Genomic DNA, 17,212 nt, shown 5'->3' with positions numbered 1-17,212 from the left:
CCTTCAACACCGTGCTGCTCACTTACTTGACCTCGCTCAGGTAACGCGCCGAAAAGGCTTCCTGCACGTCGGCCATGTGCTGGTAATCCACCACACCGGCGCGGGCGTAATCGCTGTCAGGCAGGAATTGCGCGGCCACGTCGGCCGGCATTTTCATCGCACGAACAGGGCGCAGATACGCTTTGGCCCACAGCGCCTGGCCCTGCTCGGAGAGCACGAAATCCAGCACCTTCTCGGCGTTGACCTGATGGGGGGCATTGGCGACCAGGCTCATCACGTAGGGCACGCTGATGCTGCCTTCCTTGGGGATGACGAAGGCGACATTGGCCTTGTCCTTGTAGCGGGCGCGGTAGGCGTTGAAATCGTAATCCACCAGGATCGGCAGCTCGCCTGAAAGCACTCGGGCGTAGGCGGTTTGCTTGGGCACGATCGGCGCGTTCTTCGCCAGTTTCTGGAAATAGTCGATGGCCGGCGCGAAGTTATCCAGGGTGCCGCCCATGGCCTGATTGATCGCCACGGCCGACACGTAACCGACGAAGGCGCTGGACGGATCCAGGTAACCGACCATGCCTCTGTATTCCGGCTTGAGCAGATCGGCCCAGCTCTGCGGGACCGGCAAACCGCCCAGGGCATCGACATTGACCATGATGCCGAGGGTGCCGGAGTGGATCGCGAACCAGTGGCCTTCCGGGTCCTTCAGGCCTGCGGGAATGTCCTCCCAGCCTTTGGGTTTGTAGGTGCCGACCACGCCGGCTTTCTGCGCCTGCAAACCGAAGGTCACGCCGTAATACACGACGTCCGCCACCGGCGCGGCTTTCTCGGCCACCAGTTGCGCCAGGGATTGGCCGGAGTTCTTGTTGTCCAGCGGCACTTGCACGCCGGTGCTGTCGGCGATCGCCTTGAGCTGGGTGCCCCAGTCCGCCCACTCTGGCGGGCAGTTGTAGCAAATCGCGGTTTCGGCGGCCTGGGTCAGGCTGGCCACGCCACACAGCAGCAGTGCCGCCAGGGTTTTACTGAAGCGGATCATGGAGCGTCTCCTCGTAGGGCTGATTGTAGGGTTGAGTACTTTCACCAGGCCGGATGTGGCACGGCAGGCAATGGGAAGTCGGGGCGGCGCCGGCGATCTGCGCCAGCAATTGATCGATGACGGTGGTCGCCAGCGCGGCGATGGGCTGGACCACGCTGCATAGGGTCGGGTGCATCTGAGTGCCGATGTCGATGCCGTCGAAACCGATGATCGACAGCTGCTGAGGGACCGCCCATCCGTCGCGGCGCAGTTCGGCGATCAGGCTGATCGCCAGCAAATCGTTGGAGCAGACCAGCGCAGTCAGCGCTTGGGGGCCGCTCAATAACGGCGCGAGCGCGCTGAAGTCGGCCTGGGTGTGGCTGGGCATTTCGATGATAGGCATGGCGGCCAGGCCGTGTTCAGCCAATGCGTCGCAGTAGCCCGCGTAACGCTGCCGCGCCCGGTCGGACTGCAGCGTCGGCCCCGCGACCATGCCGATGCGTCGATGACCCGCCTCCAGCAGATAGCGCGTGGCCAGGGCCATGCCGGCGCGGTTGTCCACCGAGACGGCGCTGTATTCGGTGCTGCCGGGCTGGTGATAGGCGAGAACAAAGGGCGTGTCTTCGGTGCTGAGGCTTTGCAGGACGCGGTTGCTGTGGGCGTCCGTGACCGTCAGCACCAGGCCGTCGACCCGTTGGCGCAGCAGCTCTTCAACCACCGCGCTTTCCCGCTCGGCGCTGTAGTCGGTGGTCGCCAGCAGCAGGTTGTAGCCCCGCAACCGCGCGGCGCGCTCCATGGCTTGAAACTGTTCGGCGAACACCGGGTTGAGCAGGCTCGGCACGACGACGCCAATGAGCTGGGTGGTTTGAAGGCGCAACTGACGGCCGAGCAGATTGGACCGAAAACCCAGTTCTCGCGCGGCGGCGAATACCTGGTCACGGGTTGTCGGGCGTACCACTTCGGGGGAGGCGAAACAGCGGGCGGCGGTCGCTCTGGAAACCCCGGCCACCCGTGCGACGTCTTTCAGGTCACTCATGATCACTCGCTTGAGATCGATCTCATTGGCGAGGACATTACGGTGTCAATGTGGCAGTTCAGGGGCGAGGATGTGACAGATTGGAGTCATTGGGTGAGGCAGGACTGACCGCCAGGCGGAAGTCGGACTGGCTCAACCCACTGTAGGACCGGCTTTAGCCGGGAAGGCGTCAGGTGTCACACCGTTAATACGGGATGTCAGGACTGACCTCTTCCCGGCTAAAGCCGGTCCTGCAATGAGATCGCGTGCAGCTTGAGAGACCGCATGAATTGACGGCGATCAGGCGTCGGACAGCACCACATGGTCCATCGGCGCCGCCACGCCCACCACCTTGATCTCAGCCGCATTAACGGCGGCGCTGAAGGCAAAGTCCTCGGCCTTCAGACTGTGGCTGTAATCCCCCGCCAGGGTGACCTGGAATTTCTGGCCAGCGCTGTCCGCTTCGTTGCTGCGCACGTAGGTGCGGTCGCTGTTGGCGTTGTAACTGACCTGCAGAGTGTCGTTACGCCCGTCGCCCAGGCCGGTAAAGCCAAGCGCCGAAACATCCAGCGTGTCGTGGCCAGTGGTGAAATCAGTGATCAGGTCCGCCGCCCCGACGTAGCTGTCGCTGATGTGATCAAAGCGGAAGGTGTCCTCGCCCGATCCGCCGGTGAGCTTGTCGCTGCCGGCACCGCCAACCAGTACATCATCGCCGACGCTGCCGGCCAGCACGTCGTCGCCCGCCAGGCCAAACAAGGTGTCGTTGCCCCAGTCGCCATACAGCGTATCGGCGCCGGCCGTGCCGGTGGCGTTCACCGAGGTCAGCGGCTGGGACGAATCGGTGCGCGTGTCATCGGGGTTGGCGAACAGCACGTTGCTGGCGGTCAGGTCATAGAGGTGATTGCCGCTGAGCAGGATTTCGAAGCGGTTGCCGTCGGCGTCCGGCTCCAGCGACTTCAATGCCGTTTGATCGCCGGCGAGGTTCAGCACCACTTTCAGCGTGCCGTCGTAGCCGTTGCCCAGGCCTTTGTAATTCAAGGCGGTGAGATCCAGGCGATCATGGCCGTTGCTGTTGAAATCCGTGATCAGGTCGCGTTGCGCGTAGCTGCCGCTGGCATCGTTGCGCAGGCTGTCGCTGACGCGGGTGTAGACGAAGGTATCTGCGCCTGCGCCACCGGTCAGCGTGTCGCCGCCGCTGCCGCCGATCAGACGATCCGCGCCGCCGTCGCCGGACAACGTATCGCGACCTGCACCGCCGAGCAGCACGTCGTCGGCAGCGGTCCCCAGCAGCTTGTCGTCATTGGCCGTGCCGGTGATCGACGAAAAGAAGTTCGCCGCGCTCAGGGAGCTCAGGTGGTTGCCGTCCAGTGCCAGTTGAAAACGGTTGCCGGCGGCATCGGCGTCCAGGCTGGCGAGGTAGGTGATGTTGGTGCCAGCGTTATAGGTCGCTTTCAGCGTGCCGTCGTGGCCATTGCCCAGGCCGGACAATCCCAGCAGGGTCAGGTCGAGACGGTCGCTGGCGTCGTTGAAATCGGTGATGCGATCGGTGAATGACGTGGTGGCCGTGCGGTAGCTGTCGCTGACCGAGGTAAAGCGAAACACGTCGCTGCCCGTTCCGCCGCTGAGGCGGTCCGCGCCTGCACCGCCCTGAATGACATCATCACCGGCGCCGCCATCGATGCGATCGCGCCCTGCCCCGCCACTGATGAGTTCGTCCGAGCGGCTGCCGATCAGCGTGTCGGCGCCCGCACTGCCGCGCACGATCAGCACATCGCTGTTGTTGTAGACCTGGCTTGCGTTGCCCGCCGCGCTGATGTCGCCGGCTTGAGTGCCGTTGATGACGTTGCCGAAGATCACGCTGCCTTCCACGCTCGCCACGTCCGACGGCACCTCGGCCACGCCCCAGGTCGATCCGGCGCCGCCGGTGATCAGGTTGTCGTAGACGAAATTCTGCGTGCCGTTATCGCTGCCCAGGTTGCGGATGGCCACTTCCGGCACGTCATTGCCTTGCGCATTGGTGTGGATGACGTTGTTGGACACCTCGATGTGGGTCGTGCCTTGCAGATTGACACCCGAGCCGCCGTTGCCGTGGATGTCGAGGCGATACACGCCGCCGTATTCGATGCCGCGCATGTGCACGCCATCGCCGCCGTTGCCGGAGACGTCGCCACCGATGACGCTGAAAAAGCCGGTGTCGACGCCACTTTCTTCATGGACGTAAATCCCGTCGCCAGCGTTGCCGGACGCCTGGTTGTCGGTCAGCGAAACCGCTACGCCGCCCAGGCCGACATTGATGCCGTTGGCGCCGTTATCCAGCGCGCGGTTGTCCTGAAAGGTCAGTGCGGGCAGCGAACCTCCCACTGCAAACCCGTCGGAGGCGTTGTCGGTGGCCGTGCTGTTGCGCACTGTCAGATGCACCGACGCGCCGGTCAGGTCGAAGCCACTGCCGCTGAAGTTCGTCGCGGTGACGCCGTCGATCAGCAGGTTGGTACTGTTGGCCCCCGACTGGGACCAGCCACTGACCTGCCCACCGCCGTTGGCCTGATTGCCATCCAGCGTAAGATTGCTGACGGTGGCGTCTCGCACGGTGCTGCCTGCCACCACGCCCAGCAGAGACGTGGTGTTCGAACCGGTGCCATCGGCCAACTGGAGCACGCTGTCACCGGCACCATCACCGGTGAGGGTGACGTTGCTTTTCAGCGCGAGCGCGTTGCCCGAACCGTCGCTGTCCGACACCCGCCAGGTGCCGCCAGGAATGTAAACCTTGCCCCCACCCGCGGCGCTTGCGGCATCAATTGCCTTCTGGATGGCGACGGTATCGTCAGTAGTGGCATCGCCCTTGGCGCCATAATTGCGGATATCAAAAGTGGGGGTGATGCTCATGCGCTGCTCCTGCCTGGAAAACTGACGACCTGTGAGCCGGTTGTCACAACCGGCTCGGGGAACAGCTTGGACCGGTGGAGTTCCTGATTGTTAGTTCCCTTGAAGGGGCTTTCGTCGGATGGGCAGCATGATCCGGGATAACAGCGGATCGTCAGTCCGCCTCCCCCATCAAGGCGACCGCATCCGCGCCCGCCGCGATGCGCATCGGCGAACCAGGGTCGTTCGCCGCCCCCCAGATGGCTTCGGCGACATCCTGGGCCTCGGTCACCAGTGTCGATTGCGACCACTCGCTAAACACGCGTTGAGCCAGATCGGCATACGCGTCCGGAATGCTGCCCTGCATGCGGGGCTGTGCGTTTTTGCCGAAGTCGGTCCCCGGTGCGCGCCCCGGCAGTACCAGGTTGACGCGAATGTTGAACGGCTCAAGTTCCAGCGCCAGGGATTCGGTGAACGCATTTACCGCCGCCTTGCTCGCCGTGTAGATGCTGAGCAATGGCAGTGATTTGATCGTCACGCTGGAGGTGACGTTGATGACGACCCCGGCGCTGCACTGGCGGAACTGCGGCAGTACGGCCTGAGTCATCGCCATGGTGCCGAAGGTGTTGGTGTCGAAGATGCTGCGGATCTTCTGCATCGAGCAGCCTTCGAGGGCGCCCAGCAGTCCGATGCCGGCGTTGTTGACCAGAACATCAATCGGCCCGGCAACGTCGATCGCGTTCTGGATGCTGTCTGGGTCGGTGACGTCCACCGCGAGCACGCGCAGATGTTCGGACGTTTTGAAAAGCGCTGCATCCGGCGTGCGCATGGTCGCGATAACTTTCCAGTTTCGGTCGATAAAATATTGGGCGGTAGTCAGGCCGAAGCCCGAAGAGCAGCCGGTGATCAGAATGGTTTTCATGGTGTGTATCCATCGCGTGATTGACAGTGACGCAACGATAAGCTGTGGTAACCGGACTGAATATCATCGCCCATCCGCTATTCTTTTGCAGGAGTCCGGAATGCTCGATCCGCTCGCTGAAGTGGTCACCCTGCTGCAACCCAGCGCTTCACTGTCCAAAATCGTCAACGGCGCCGGCGCCTGGCGGGTGCAGCGCTCCGTACACGGCCAGCCTTTTTACTGCGCGATTTTACAAGGGGAGTCGAGGCTTTCGGTGGCCGGGCAGTTGCCGATGACCCTGCAGGCAGGCGACTTTGTGCTGATCCCGGCGGCTTACGATTTCGAGATGATGAGCCTTCAGCCCGTTCTGGAGGGTGACGCTGAACGGGTTCCCGTCGAGGTCCGTCCACGGGACATTCGTGTCGGCCCGCCCGATGTGCCCGTCGACGTTCAGTTGTTGGTAGGTCACTGCACCTTCGGATCGCCGGACGCTGCTTTATTGGTCTCGCTGCTCCCGCAACTGATCCACGTGCGCGGCGAGCCCCGACTGGCGACGCTGGTTGGCTTGGTGACCGGGGAAGCCCGGGCTCAGCGGCCAGCAAGGGACGTGATCCTCGCCCATTTGCTGGAAGTGCTGTTTATAGAGGCGCTGCGTTGCACCGCCACCGAAGCGGCGCCGCCCGGATTATTACGCGGACTGGGCGACGAACGCCTCGCGGTGGCATTGCGGCAAATGCACGGGCATCCGGGCCGCCCGTGGACCGTGGAACAACTGGCGAGGGAAGCCGCCCTGTCGCGTTCGACGTTCTTCGAGCGTTTTCAGAACGCATTGGGTATGCCACCCATGGCGTATCTGTTGGCGTGGAGAATGGCGCTGGCAAAAAAGCTGCTGCGTGAGCGCGTGGAGGACATTGCCGGGATTGCACAGCGCGTGGGTTACGGCTCGGTGAGCGCGTTCAGCGTGGCATTCAACCGCTACACCGGGCGCGCGCCGGGTCGGTACTCGCGGGAAGGAGACGGTGGGTGACTGACCGCCCGCACATTCAATACGATTTGTCGTTCCAGCCATCTACACGGGGCCCTCGGATGAACAGCTATCTGGCGCAGGCACACAATAATCAATGGTCGAACCGGCGCTTGCTCTCGGCATGCCTTGGCTTAAGCGACGAAGAATACCTGGCGCCGCGAACAGGTTTTTTCCCTCGATCGAGCTGACATTGCGGCACATTCTTGATGTCGATCAGTTTTACCTGGCGGCACTGACGTTTGATCTGAAGGGCCAACGACAGAACCTGCCCGAGAATCTGTCGATTCAGCAACTGGTCCAGCTCCAATCCGGGGCCGACGCCCGACTTGTCACCTATTGCGAAGGCTTGAGTGAGAACGTCTTGAGCAGTCGAGCGCGCGTGGTGCGGGCAGCAGGCATTATTCCTGAACGGGTGGATCGCTTGCTGCTGCACTTATTCCAGCATCAGATTCACCACCGTGGACAGGTTCACGCCATGCTGTCCGGTACCCGCATATCACCGCCACAACTGGATGAATTTTATCTGGATGGGGATTTGCCCTTGAGGGCCGCCGACAGGCCTCTTCCCGGCTAAAGCCGGTCCTACCAGACCACACACATCTAGTCAGGCTAGCGGTGAGCCCACTATAGGACCGGCTTTAGCCGGGAAGGCGTCAGACGTCACGCCTTCATTCGTTGACTGAGAAATGGGGTCTCAACCAACGGCGTTACTTGTGCCCCTTGGCCTTCGGCACCATCTGTTTGATCGTCCCGGTAGGGATGTCAATCAACGCGTATTTGTCCTTGATTTCCACCCACTGCTGGTTCTTGTCCGGTGCAGTCAGGTGGCGTGCGCGCCAGTCTTTAACGGCGAGGCTCGGACGTTGGTACTGGTCAGGGGCGTTATCGCCTTCCTTGATTTCCTTGACCCCTGCTCCCGGCCGATCCATCGTCACGCTTGGCTGTTCGGCAGCGTACGAAAAGCTGCTGACGGCGCATACGGCGGTGAACAGCAGATGAGGGAGGTATTTCTTTCCGAGCATGATCAGATCCTCTGGCAGACGAGTGCCATTTAATGAATAAAGGGTGACGGTGCATCCGTCATGCTCAGACCGGGACTGATTCGGAGGAGTTCGATCGGATCAGGTGCCATACGCTCCCATCGACTTTCGTGTGCTTGCCAGCGGAGCAACAGCCGAGACCAGAAGCTGGCGATCAACAATGTCCGGGAGCCAGTGGCCGGACGCTTGTTCTCTGCCCAATGAATAGGGCATCAATGTCGCTGCACTGTTTGCAGGGAGAAACCCACATGGACAGCCCCACGCTCCACACGGCTCGACTGATACTCGCCCCGCTGCTGTTGACAGATGCGCCCGCGATTCAACAGGTGTTTCCCCAGTGGGACGTGGTCCGGTATCTGGACAGCCATGTGCCATGGCCCTATCCCGAAGACGGCGCACTGACCTACATCCGCGACGTCGCGCTTCCTGCTGCGGCAGAGGGAAGCGAATGGCACTGGACGATACGCCTGATCGGCGAACCGGCGCGGGTGATCGGCTGCATCAGCCTGCACGATCAGCTCAAAAACCACAGGGGTTTCTGGCTCGCGCCGCAGTGGCGCGGCCAGGGCTATATCCAGGAGGCGTGCGAGGTGGTCAACGCCTTCTGGTTCGAAACGCTGCAGCGGCCAGTGATGCAGGTGCCCAAAGCGGCGGGCAATGATGCCTCGCGAAGGATTTCTCAGCGCGAAGGCATGCGACTGATCGAGCGCCGGGACGGCCATTTCGTCTCGGGTCCGATGGTTCAAGAACTCTGGGAATTGACCCGCGAGGAATGGCTGGCGATGCAAGCGCGGGCCTCGGGATGATGCAACAGCCCCAATTTTCCAGGGACAGTGACTCGATTGCCTGTTGACCTGCCCCGTCTCAATCCCTAGGGTAGCCGGCCTTCTTTACCCCTCGGGAACCCCATGTCCAGCCGCAGCAAGCTCCCCTCCACCGTCTACCTTCTGGGCCTGACGATTTTCTCGCTGGTGACGGCCGAGTTCATGGTCGCCGGCATGATGCCGGCACTGGCCGACGCGTTCTCGGTCAGTCTCGCCCAGGTCGGCAACCTGATCGCCTTTTACGCCTTGGGCATGGCGATCGGCGGCCCGCTTGTGACCGTCCTGCTGCTGTCAAAAGGCGTCAGCAACAAACGCTCTTTGATCGCGCTGCTCGTCTGTTATGTGGTCGCCGGCGCAGTCGCAGCGGCCGCGCAAAGTTATCTGGTGCTCGCTGCTGCTCGCGTGGTCATGGGCATCTCCAGTGCCGTCTGCATCGGTTTGTGCATGACGGTGTGCGCAGGCCTCGTGACGCCGGAACGTCGCGGTCGGGCGGTGTCGGTGGTCCTTGCCGGGCTGATGCTGTCCCCGGTCGTAGGCGTGCCGCTGACTACATGGGTCGAGCAACACTTTGGCTGGCGTGCGAGCGCCTGGCTGGTGGTGGTGCTGGCGATGCTGTGCACGGTGCTGGCGAGCAAGCGCCTGCCGGCGAGCGCCAACGGCAGCGAACCGCCACTGCGCCAACAAGTCGCCGACATGAAGAACCCGCCCCTCTGGGCGGCGTACGTCACCAGCGGGTTGATCATCGGCGCTACGTTTGCCGCCTTCAGCTATTGCACGCCCATTTTGATTCAGGAAGTCGGCGTCGCGCCGAAATTCGTCGCACCGCTGCTGGCGCTGTACGGCGTCGCGAACGTGCTGGGCAACTGGGTGGTGGGCCGGCTGGCGGACCGCTACATGATGGCGATCGTCGGCTGGGGCTTGGCAATCATGGTGCTGGCGTTATCGGGCTTCGCCCTGGCTGGGGATCATCTGTGGCTCAACCTGATGTGCTTCCTTGCCCTCGGACTGACCGGTGTGGCACTGAATCCTGCGATGGTGGCGCGCGTCATGAAAGCGGCCGAGCCCGGTGCGTTGGTGAACATCATGCACACCTCGGTCATCACCGCCGGACTGGCGTTCGGTAGCTGGGCGGGCGGTGTGACGATCGACGCAGGCCTGGGCTTGCGCTCGCCGCTCTGGGTCGGTGCGGCCATGGCCCTGGCAGGATTGCTGAGCCTGGTGCGGCCGATAGCGACGCGTCGCAGCCAGGCGCTGTGCGACTGAAGGCGGCGTTACGGACGGCCGGGCATTGCCAGGTGATGCGCCCTTCAGGGCGAGTCAGCGGCGCCATTGCCCAACAGCGGACAGACCTGCCCGGCCCGCTCGGCCAACAGATTGCGCAGCGCGTGCATCTGCCCGATGCGCTCGTCCAGCAACGCGATTTTCTCGCTGAATAATCGAGCGAGCAGGTCGCTGGAGACCTGCTCGCTGTTCCACAGCAACGGCAGGTTTTCGCCGATTTCCTTCAGCGAAAACCCCAGCTGCTGCGCCAGCTTGATGTACCCCACCAGCTGCAGGGTCTCCTGCGGATAATGCCGATAGCCATTGGCACTGCGCCGGGGCTTGATCAGGCCTTTCTCCTCATAAAACCGCAACGCGTCCACAGACACGCCAGCGTGCAGTGCCACTTCACCTATTTTCATAACGTTCAATGCTCACGTTGACTCTGGACCTAAGACCAGGCTTTAGCCTGCGGGCTCAACTGTGAGGGATGATCATGATCAACGCAAAGACCAACCGGCACCTTGTCAGAGGCAGCGCCGTTTACGACTTGATAATGACGGCAGGCTTCATGACGCCCTGGACTGCAACATGGGTGTTCAGCGCCTTTGCCGCGCTTTCGGCCGCTCTGGCACTGGAGCGGCCCGTGCCTGTGCTGGACGTCAGCGGGATGCTGTTCGCCAACCTGCTTGGCAGCGTGGTGGTGGTCTGGTCGTTGTGGCGCCTCGCGCAACCGAGCCGCCGCATCGGGTTATACGACGCACTGGCGAGAACGCTGTTCGCGATCTGGCAGCTTTATGCAGTCGCTCAGGGAGCGAGTTTTCTGATTCTCGGGTTTACGGTTTTCGAGGTGCTGTTTGTTGTTGCACAGGTCTGGCCGGTCTGGCATTCAGGACAAGCCAGCCAGAGGGAGAAACAGGCGCCAGCGTCGTCCGGGGGGCACTAAACGGAATAGCTGAGTCCTCGAACCAAGCGCGGCGCTCACCTGCACGAAGCGCTCAACCGAACCGCAGCAGCGCCGCATCAATAAACCGGCGCAGCTTGGCCGTTCGCTGCCGGCTGCCGGTGTACAGCATATGCAGAGGCCGGCTCGGCGCCTCATAGTCAGGCAATACTCGCACCAGCTCGCCACTGCGCAAAGCGGGCTCCAGGAATATCAGCGGGCCGAGCACGATGCCGAAACCGTCCAGCGCGGCCGAGAGCAGCGCGCGGCTCTCGTTGACTCTCAATCGACTGGCCACCTGAACCCGCGCCACCGTTGAGCCCTTGCAGAACACCCACTCGCGATCAATCGGCCGCGACCACCAGGCGTACCCCAGGCACTCATGCTGGCTCAGGTCTTGCGGACGTTGCGGCACACCGCGTTCTGCCAGATAGCCAGGCGCCGCGCAGGCCACCAGTTGGTAAGGCGCCAACGGCCGGGCGGTCAGGCTGGACACCTCCACCGGGCCGATCCTGAATGCGATGTCAAACCCCTCCTCCACCAGATCAACGAAGCGATCGGTCAATTGCAGATCGATTTCAATCTCGGGATGCAGCCGCAGGAATGTCGTGACGAAGGGCATCAGGCGAGAGGAGCCGAAGGTGATGGGCGCGCTGATTTTCAGCTTGCCGCGCGGGGTGTCATTCATCATTTCCCCAAGGGAATCCGCCGCTCTCGCTTCACTGAGAATGTGTTTGCAACGCTCCAGATACGCCTGGCCCAGTTCGGTCAGGCTCTGGCGTCGAGTGGTGCGGTTCAGCAACCGCGCGCCGAGCCGATGCTCTAGCGCAGCGACATGTTTGGCCACCATCTGCGGCGACAGCCCCATTCGCTCGGACGCTTTGGCGTAAGACCCGCACTCCGCTGCCGTGACGAAGGCTTCCATGCTGCTGAGACGGTCCATGATTCAACACTCCTGGTAGCGAGACTATGTGCCTGATGATTATTTATCTGCCGCTGGTTCGCAATCATCATGGCCGCTTCCAGCACATCATCGGAGTTATCACATGCGCATCGGCATCATCGGGGCGGGCTTCATCGGGCGCGCAGTGGCGCAGTTGTTCATCACGGCTGGCCATGAAGTCATGATCAGCAATTCGCGCGGGCCTGAAACCCTGGAAAATGTGGCCACCGAGATCCCGCAGGCTCAAATTGGCACCATCCAAGATGCAACACGCTTTGGCGATGTTGTTCTCGTGGCGATTCCCTTCAAGCACTACCCAACCCTGCCCGCCGAATGCCTTGCGGGTAAAACGGTGCTGGATGCCAACAACTACTATCCCGACCAGGATGGCCCTATCCCGGCGCTGGACAGGTTCGAAACCACCACCAGCCGATTGCTCGCCGAGCATCTGCCTCGCGCCCATGTGGTGAAGGTGTTCAATGCGATCCTTGCCGATGACCTGATCCGCGATGCTCGCCCAGTTAAAGCGCACGACCGACGTGCCTTGCCGGTGGCCGCCGATGACCCTGGGGCAAAGGCGCTGGCCTTCCGGCTACTGGACGAGGTGGGATTTGACGCGGTCGACGCCGGCAACCTCGATGAAAGCTGGCGATTCGAACGGGCCAAGCCCGCTTACTGCATTCCGTTAAGCAAGGAGGCGCTGAAGGCCGCGCTGGCCAAGGCAGAAAGGCGCATTGAATTACCCCATGGGTCGTGGCGCCACTGAATGACGTCATCCCGCAAAGCCCTCCAGAGAAGCGCCACCGTCCGGTAACATGCGTGCCTGCACTAGCCGTTTACATGACCTCGGGAAGGGACGTGATGATTGATCTCTCGGTATTACTGCTTTTCGCTGGCGCCTGCTTGGCGCTCACGCTGACACCGGGCCCGGACATGCTGTTGATTGCATCGCGGAGCATGAGCCAGGGCAGAGCATCAGGTTTCGTTTCACTGGCGGGCATTCAGGTGGGCACCTACTGTCACGCGCTGGCTGCCGCACTCGGGCTGTCGCAATTGTTGATCAATGTGCCCGCCGCTTACGACGCGGTGCGGTTCGCGGGGGCTGCCTATCTGGTTTTTCTCGCCTGGAAAGCGTTCAGCGCCCCGTCGCCGCTGCATGCTGATGCCGACCTTGCGCCCACGCCGCTTCTGAGTATTTTCCGGCAGGGATTGGTGACCAATCTGCTCAACCCGAAAATGGCACTGTTCGTCTTGGCGTTATTTCCGCAGTTCGTTGATCCAACGAAAGCCTCGCTGGTCGTGCAGATGCTGATATTCGCCACGGTTTTGAATGTCATCGGTTTACTGGTGAACGGCGCAGTCATCCTCCTGGCCAGTCGGATCGGGCACAAGCTGGCGACCAATGTCCGTATCGCCAAGCGCCTGAATCAGGTGCTGGGTGCGGTTTTTTTGGGGCTGGCCTGTCGGCTGGCACTGGTCTCGGGACGATAAGTCGCGAGTGCCAGCGCAGAAAATCCCTTCGCCCACTACCGCTGAATAAGGAGCCTGACCATGGTTGCCATTACCAACTACTCCGACGCGCTTCATCGGCCCGCCGTGATCGAACTCTGGAACGCTGTATTCGGCTACGAAACCGCCCATAACACGCCCGGCCTCGCCATCGACAAAAAGCTGGCCGTCGCGGACGGTCTGTTCTTTGTTGCCCTGACGGACAATGAGGTGGTGGGTACTGTTCTGGCCGGGTACGACGGGCACCGCGGATGGCTGTATGCGGTGGCGGTGCACCCCTCACATCGCAGAAAAGGCGTGGGCGTGCAGTTGGTTCGTCATGCCGAGCACGCCCTGACATTGCGGGGGTGCATGAAAATCAACCTGCAGATCGTCAGCACCAATGCCAGCGTCCAGGCGTTCTATGAGTCTGTGGGTTACTCAACCGAACCGCGCATCAGCATGGGCAAGAAAATCGACGCGAACATCACGAATTGATGCGCACGCAGCAGCGCCTGCGTTGCCCTGCCACGCCGCATGGGCGGACATCAGCGCCCCTGATCAGGGGCGCAGGGTTTTGCCGCTTTACTTGGCCGGATGCGCTTTCAGCCAGGCCTTCATCTGCGCAATTTCCGCCGCCTGCGCCGCCACAATCTTGCGCGCCAGTTCCAGCATCTCCGGATCCTTGCCGTATTTGAGCTCGATCTTCGCCATCTCCACTGCGCCTTCGTGGTGAGGCAGCATGCCCGCCGCGAAGGCAACGTCAGGATCGTCGCTCATCATCCCGTGATGCATGTCGTCCTTCATGGCGCCCATCGATTGCTGGTAGGCCTCATGCATCTGTTTGACGTCCTCCGCCTGATCGGCCCTGACGGCGGTTACGGCGGTTACGGCAAGCAGAGCAATCACGCTGACAACGGCAGCAATCTTTTTCATGACGAAGCATCCTGGATGAGGGTTGAGACGAAGCGGTCACGCTAGACCTTTCCACTGCGGCAAGGTCAAGGGCATTGAGCAGCCCATCGCCGCAGGATCGGTCAAACCCGCCAAAACCAACGGAACAGACGCCCCGTCCGGGCCTGGCAAATCACCCCTGTGGCTGGAACCTTTGGCTTTCTGCGCGAGTCCTTTCTGAAGCCGAATTGCATTCTGCCAGCATGCAGCGTAAAACGCTGGCCGCCGATACTGCTGGATCAACCGGCTGATGCAGTCCCGGAGGGCCGATGGCGCCCCCCGGTCTCAGGTCATAACGTTACGTTTACAGGTGGACACTTGAAGCATTTGACCCGGGAAGCCCTTGAGGCTGAAGTCATCCAGTTGCGTTCGGCATTGAAGAAAAGTGAAGCCCTCAGGCTGGAAAGCCTGTGCACCGGCATTCGACAGAATGCGATGGCGGGCTCGATCGACACTGCGGTTGAGCCCGCAGTCGACGGCGTGGCCGAGCAAGCGATCGAAGAGGCTCAGACCCGCTACCGCCTCGCGGTAAAGGCCACCAACGATGCCATCTGGGACTGGGACCTGAAAGACAACCACGTCCTGTGGAACGACGCCCTGGAACGGGTCTACGGGCATCCGCTCGCCACCATCGCCATGACCGGCGACTGGTGGATGGCACAGATTCACGCCGATGACAGGCAGCGCATCGTCACCTCGATCCACGACGTGATAGACGGCAGGCTGACAGGCTGGAGCGAGGAGTACCGGTTTCGAAGGGTGGACGGCACGTACGCCCAGGTCCTCGACCGCGGGCACGTCATCCGGGATGCTCAAGGCCAGGCGGTGCGCATGATCGGCGCGATGCTCGACCTCACGCCCATCCGCGACACCGAAGCGGCCCTGCGTCAGAGCGAGGAGCGGTTCAGGACCATTCTGGAAACCATCGAGGCCGCCTTCGCCATCGTCCAGGTCAAGTTCGACGCCAACGAAACCCCTGTCGATTACCGCTTTGTCGAGGCCAATCCGGCCTTTGAACGCGAGGCTGGGGTCAACCTGCGCGGGAAGTGGGTCACGGAGTTTGCGCCCGACCTCGAGCAGTTCTGGTTCGACACCTACGGACGTGTGGCCAAGACGCGCGTGCCGGCCACCTTCGAAAGCTATGCCAAAGCCTTTCAGCGCTGGTTCGACGTGCGCGCCGTGCCCGTCGGCGATCCCGCCGAATGTCAGATCGCGATCATCTTCAATGACGTGACGGGGCGGCGGGATGCCGAGGAACGTTTGCGCCAGAGCGAAGCCATCGCCCGCGCCAACGTCGAGCGCGTGCAGCTGGCGCTTGAGGCCGGGGCGATTTTCGGCACGTGGCACTGGGACCTGCCCAGCGACAGTTTCACCGTGGACGAAGCCTTCGCCCGGGCCTTTGGACTCGACCCGATGCTGGGCCACGAAGGGCTCAGCCTGGAACAAGTGGTGGAAACTGTGCACCCGGAAGACCGGGCCGGACTGATGGCGGCGATCAACGAAGCCATTAGCCGCGGCGGCGCCTACGCCCATCAATACCGGGTGCGTCGGGCGGACGGCAAATACCACTGGATCGAGGCCAACGGGCGCGTCAACTTCAGCGAGGACGGCGTCCCCCTCAGTTTTCCGGGTGTCTTGATCGATGTGGAAGAGCGGCGTTCGGTGGAAGCCCAGCGCGACCTGGCGATCGCCGCCCTGCGCACCCTCAACGACACCCTTGAACAGCGCGTGGCTGAACGCACCGCAGCCTTGATGCAGGCCGAAGAGAAACTTCGCCAGTCGCAGAAAATGGAAGCAGTGGGTCAACTCACGGGCGGGCTTGCCCATGACTTCAATAACTTGCTCGCGGGCATCTCCGGCTCGCTGGAATTGTTGAGCGCACGGTTTGCCCAGGGTCGTCTGACGGATGTCGACCGGTACCTGACGACGGCGCAAGGCGCCACCAAGCGGGCTGCCGCCCTGACCCACCGACTGCTGGCGTTCTCCCGCCGGCAAACACTCGATCCCCGCCCTACCGAGATCAACAGCCTCGTCGAGGGCATGACCGAGCTGATTCAGCGCACCGTGGGCCCCAGCATCACCGTGCAGACCGTCGGCTCGCCGGACAGCTGCGTGGCCTTGGTCGACGCGAGCCAGCTGGAAAATGCGCTGCTGAATCTGTGCATCAACTCGCGGGATGCCATGCAGGACGGTGGCAGCATCACCATCGAAACCCGCTGGCAGGTCGTGGGCTCCGCCGAAGCGCCGCTGCTGGAGGTCTCCGAGGGCGAATACCTGACCCTCAGCGTCACAGACACCGGAACCGGCATGCCGGCCAACGTCGTGGCGAAAGCATTCGACCCTTTCTTCACCACCAAACCCATCGGCCAGGGCACGGGACTGGGCCTCTCGATGATTTACGGTTTCGCCAAGCAATCCGGGGGGCAGGTTCGCATCGCCTCTGTGGTCGGGCAAGGCACCACGCTGTGCATCTACCTGCCCCGCCACCACGGGAATCCCGGCGCCAATGAAGCGCACATCCCGAATGCCGCCACCCAGGCGGCTGGCGTTGGCGAGACGATCCTGGTTGTGGACGATGAACCCACGGTGCGCATGCTGGTGACAGAGGTGCTGGGCGAGCTGGGCTATTCCGTCATGGAGGCGGCGGACAGTGCCAGCGGACTGACGCTGCTTCGCTCGGACGTGCGCGTCGACATGCTCGTCACCGATGTGGGTTTGCCCGGCGGGATGAACGGACGCCAGATGGCCGACGCCGCGCGCGAACTCCGTCCGGGACTCAAAACGCTGTTCATCACCGGCTACGCGGAAAGCGCGGCCATCGGCGCCAACCAGCTTGAGCCTGGCATGCATGTACTGACCAAGCCCTTCGCCATTGAAACACTGGCCGCTCGCGTGCGCGAACTGATGAACACGCCGATGTAACCCTCACTCCGCACGCGCCGATCAGGCCCC

At 62.3% G+C, this 17,212-nt stretch carries 17 protein-coding genes; 9 read left to right on the top strand and 8 right to left on the bottom strand.

Annotation, left to right across the window (positions count from 1 at the left end):
* Window positions 1-22: 22 nt before the first annotated feature.
* The 4 genes from SLW74_RS11150 to SLW74_RS11135 all read right to left on the bottom strand — a co-directional run bounded on the left by SLW74_RS11150 (window position 23) and on the right by SLW74_RS11135 (window position 5,802).
* The gene (locus SLW74_RS11150) at window positions 23-1,027 is read right to left on the bottom strand and encodes an ABC transporter substrate-binding protein (RefSeq protein ID WP_410928889.1); all 1,005 of its coding nucleotides are present in this window, start codon (window positions 1,025-1,027) and stop codon (window positions 23-25) included.
* Window positions 1,011-2,042 carry a substrate-binding domain-containing protein gene (locus tag SLW74_RS11145; RefSeq protein ID WP_410928888.1) on the bottom strand — a complete coding sequence of 344 codons (1,032 nt, stop codon included), beginning with the start codon at window positions 2,040-2,042 and terminating at the stop codon, window positions 1,011-1,013. Before SLW74_RS11145 ends, SLW74_RS11150 begins: the two co-directional genes overlap by 17 nt.
* 279 nt (window positions 2,043-2,321) lie before the next feature.
* Window positions 2,322-4,904 (bottom strand): M10 family metallopeptidase C-terminal domain-containing protein, encoded by a 2,583-nt coding sequence (locus tag SLW74_RS11140; RefSeq protein ID WP_410928887.1) that lies wholly within the window; start codon window positions 4,902-4,904, stop codon window positions 2,322-2,324.
* A gap of 151 nt (window positions 4,905-5,055) precedes the next feature.
* Window positions 5,056-5,802: an SDR family oxidoreductase gene (locus SLW74_RS11135; protein WP_065988831.1), complete on the bottom strand. Its 747-nt coding sequence runs from the start codon at window positions 5,800-5,802 to the stop codon at window positions 5,056-5,058.
* Window positions 5,803-5,902: 100 nt separating this feature from the next.
* Here SLW74_RS11135 and SLW74_RS11130 point away from each other — a divergent pair, with 100 nt between their 5' ends.
* A complete protein-coding gene (locus tag SLW74_RS11130; RefSeq protein WP_065988830.1) occupies window positions 5,903-6,808 on the top strand; it encodes an AraC family transcriptional regulator in 906 nt (301 codons plus the stop codon).
* Window positions 6,809-6,902: 94 nt separating this feature from the next.
* Window positions 6,903-7,382, top strand: a complete 480-nt coding sequence (locus tag SLW74_RS11125) for a DinB family protein (protein WP_410928886.1) — start codon at window positions 6,903-6,905, stop codon at window positions 7,380-7,382.
* A gap of 133 nt (window positions 7,383-7,515) precedes the next feature.
* Here the strand turns inward: SLW74_RS11125 and SLW74_RS11120 are convergent, their stop codons facing one another.
* A complete protein-coding gene (locus SLW74_RS11120; protein WP_065988829.1) occupies window positions 7,516-7,830 on the bottom strand; it encodes an RcnB family protein in 315 nt (104 codons plus the stop codon).
* Window positions 7,831-8,096: 266 nt separating this feature from the next.
* Between SLW74_RS11120 and SLW74_RS11115 the strand changes: the two genes are divergently transcribed.
* Together SLW74_RS11115 and SLW74_RS11110 are read left to right on the top strand one after the other, a co-directional pair.
* A complete protein-coding gene (locus SLW74_RS11115) occupies window positions 8,097-8,654 on the top strand; it encodes a GNAT family N-acetyltransferase (RefSeq protein WP_065988828.1) in 558 nt (185 codons plus the stop codon).
* A gap of 102 nt (window positions 8,655-8,756) precedes the next feature.
* Window positions 8,757-9,935, top strand: a complete 1,179-nt coding sequence (locus tag SLW74_RS11110; RefSeq protein WP_410928885.1) for an MFS transporter — start codon at window positions 8,757-8,759, stop codon at window positions 9,933-9,935.
* 44 nt (window positions 9,936-9,979) lie between these two features.
* On the opposite strand, the gene SLW74_RS11105 is transcribed toward SLW74_RS11110, so the two are convergent.
* Window positions 9,980-10,354: a MerR family transcriptional regulator gene (locus SLW74_RS11105; RefSeq protein WP_065988826.1), complete on the bottom strand. Its 375-nt coding sequence runs from the start codon at window positions 10,352-10,354 to the stop codon at window positions 9,980-9,982.
* A 68-nt stretch (window positions 10,355-10,422) separates the two neighbouring features.
* Between SLW74_RS11105 and SLW74_RS11100 the strand changes: the two genes are divergently transcribed.
* Window positions 10,423-10,878: a hypothetical protein gene (locus tag SLW74_RS11100; RefSeq protein ID WP_369319631.1), complete on the top strand. Its 456-nt coding sequence runs from the start codon at window positions 10,423-10,425 to the stop codon at window positions 10,876-10,878.
* A 52-nt stretch (window positions 10,879-10,930) separates the two neighbouring features.
* Here the strand turns inward: SLW74_RS11100 and SLW74_RS11095 are convergent, their stop codons facing one another.
* The gene (locus SLW74_RS11095) at window positions 10,931-11,818 is read right to left on the bottom strand and encodes a LysR family transcriptional regulator (RefSeq protein WP_410928884.1); all 888 of its coding nucleotides are present in this window, start codon (window positions 11,816-11,818) and stop codon (window positions 10,931-10,933) included.
* Window positions 11,819-11,921: 103 nt separating this feature from the next.
* On the opposite strand from SLW74_RS11095, the gene SLW74_RS11090 reads away from it, so the two are divergent.
* The 3 genes from SLW74_RS11090 to SLW74_RS11080 all read left to right on the top strand — a co-directional run bounded on the left by SLW74_RS11090 (window position 11,922) and on the right by SLW74_RS11080 (window position 13,804).
* Entirely contained in the window at window positions 11,922-12,584 is a 663-nt protein-coding gene (locus SLW74_RS11090; RefSeq protein ID WP_410928883.1) for an NADPH-dependent F420 reductase, read from the top strand.
* 95 nt (window positions 12,585-12,679) lie between these two features.
* Complete coding sequence (locus tag SLW74_RS11085) at window positions 12,680-13,309, top strand: LysE family translocator (protein WP_410928882.1); 630 nt, start codon at window positions 12,680-12,682, stop codon at window positions 13,307-13,309.
* 60 nt (window positions 13,310-13,369) lie between these two features.
* Complete coding sequence (locus SLW74_RS11080; protein WP_410928881.1) at window positions 13,370-13,804, top strand: GNAT family acetyltransferase; 435 nt, start codon at window positions 13,370-13,372, stop codon at window positions 13,802-13,804.
* An 87-nt stretch (window positions 13,805-13,891) separates the two neighbouring features.
* Here the strand turns inward: SLW74_RS11080 and SLW74_RS11075 are convergent, their stop codons facing one another.
* Window positions 13,892-14,242 (bottom strand): DUF305 domain-containing protein, encoded by a 351-nt coding sequence (locus SLW74_RS11075; RefSeq protein ID WP_410928880.1) that lies wholly within the window; start codon window positions 14,240-14,242, stop codon window positions 13,892-13,894.
* Between the two features lie 453 nt (window positions 14,243-14,695).
* Between SLW74_RS11075 and SLW74_RS11070 the strand changes: the two genes are divergently transcribed.
* Window positions 14,696-17,182, top strand: a complete 2,487-nt coding sequence (locus SLW74_RS11070; RefSeq protein ID WP_410929050.1) for a PAS domain-containing protein — start codon at window positions 14,696-14,698, stop codon at window positions 17,180-17,182.
* The last annotated feature ends 30 nt before the right edge of the window (window positions 17,183-17,212 follow it).

Origin of the sequence: Pseudomonas sp. W5-36, assembly GCF_046540455.1 — a bacterium.
In the GTDB taxonomy this organism is placed as follows: Bacteria; Pseudomonadota; Gammaproteobacteria; order Pseudomonadales; family Pseudomonadaceae; genus Aquipseudomonas; species Aquipseudomonas graminis_B.
This window is presented reverse-complemented; position numbering and strand designations above follow the sequence as displayed.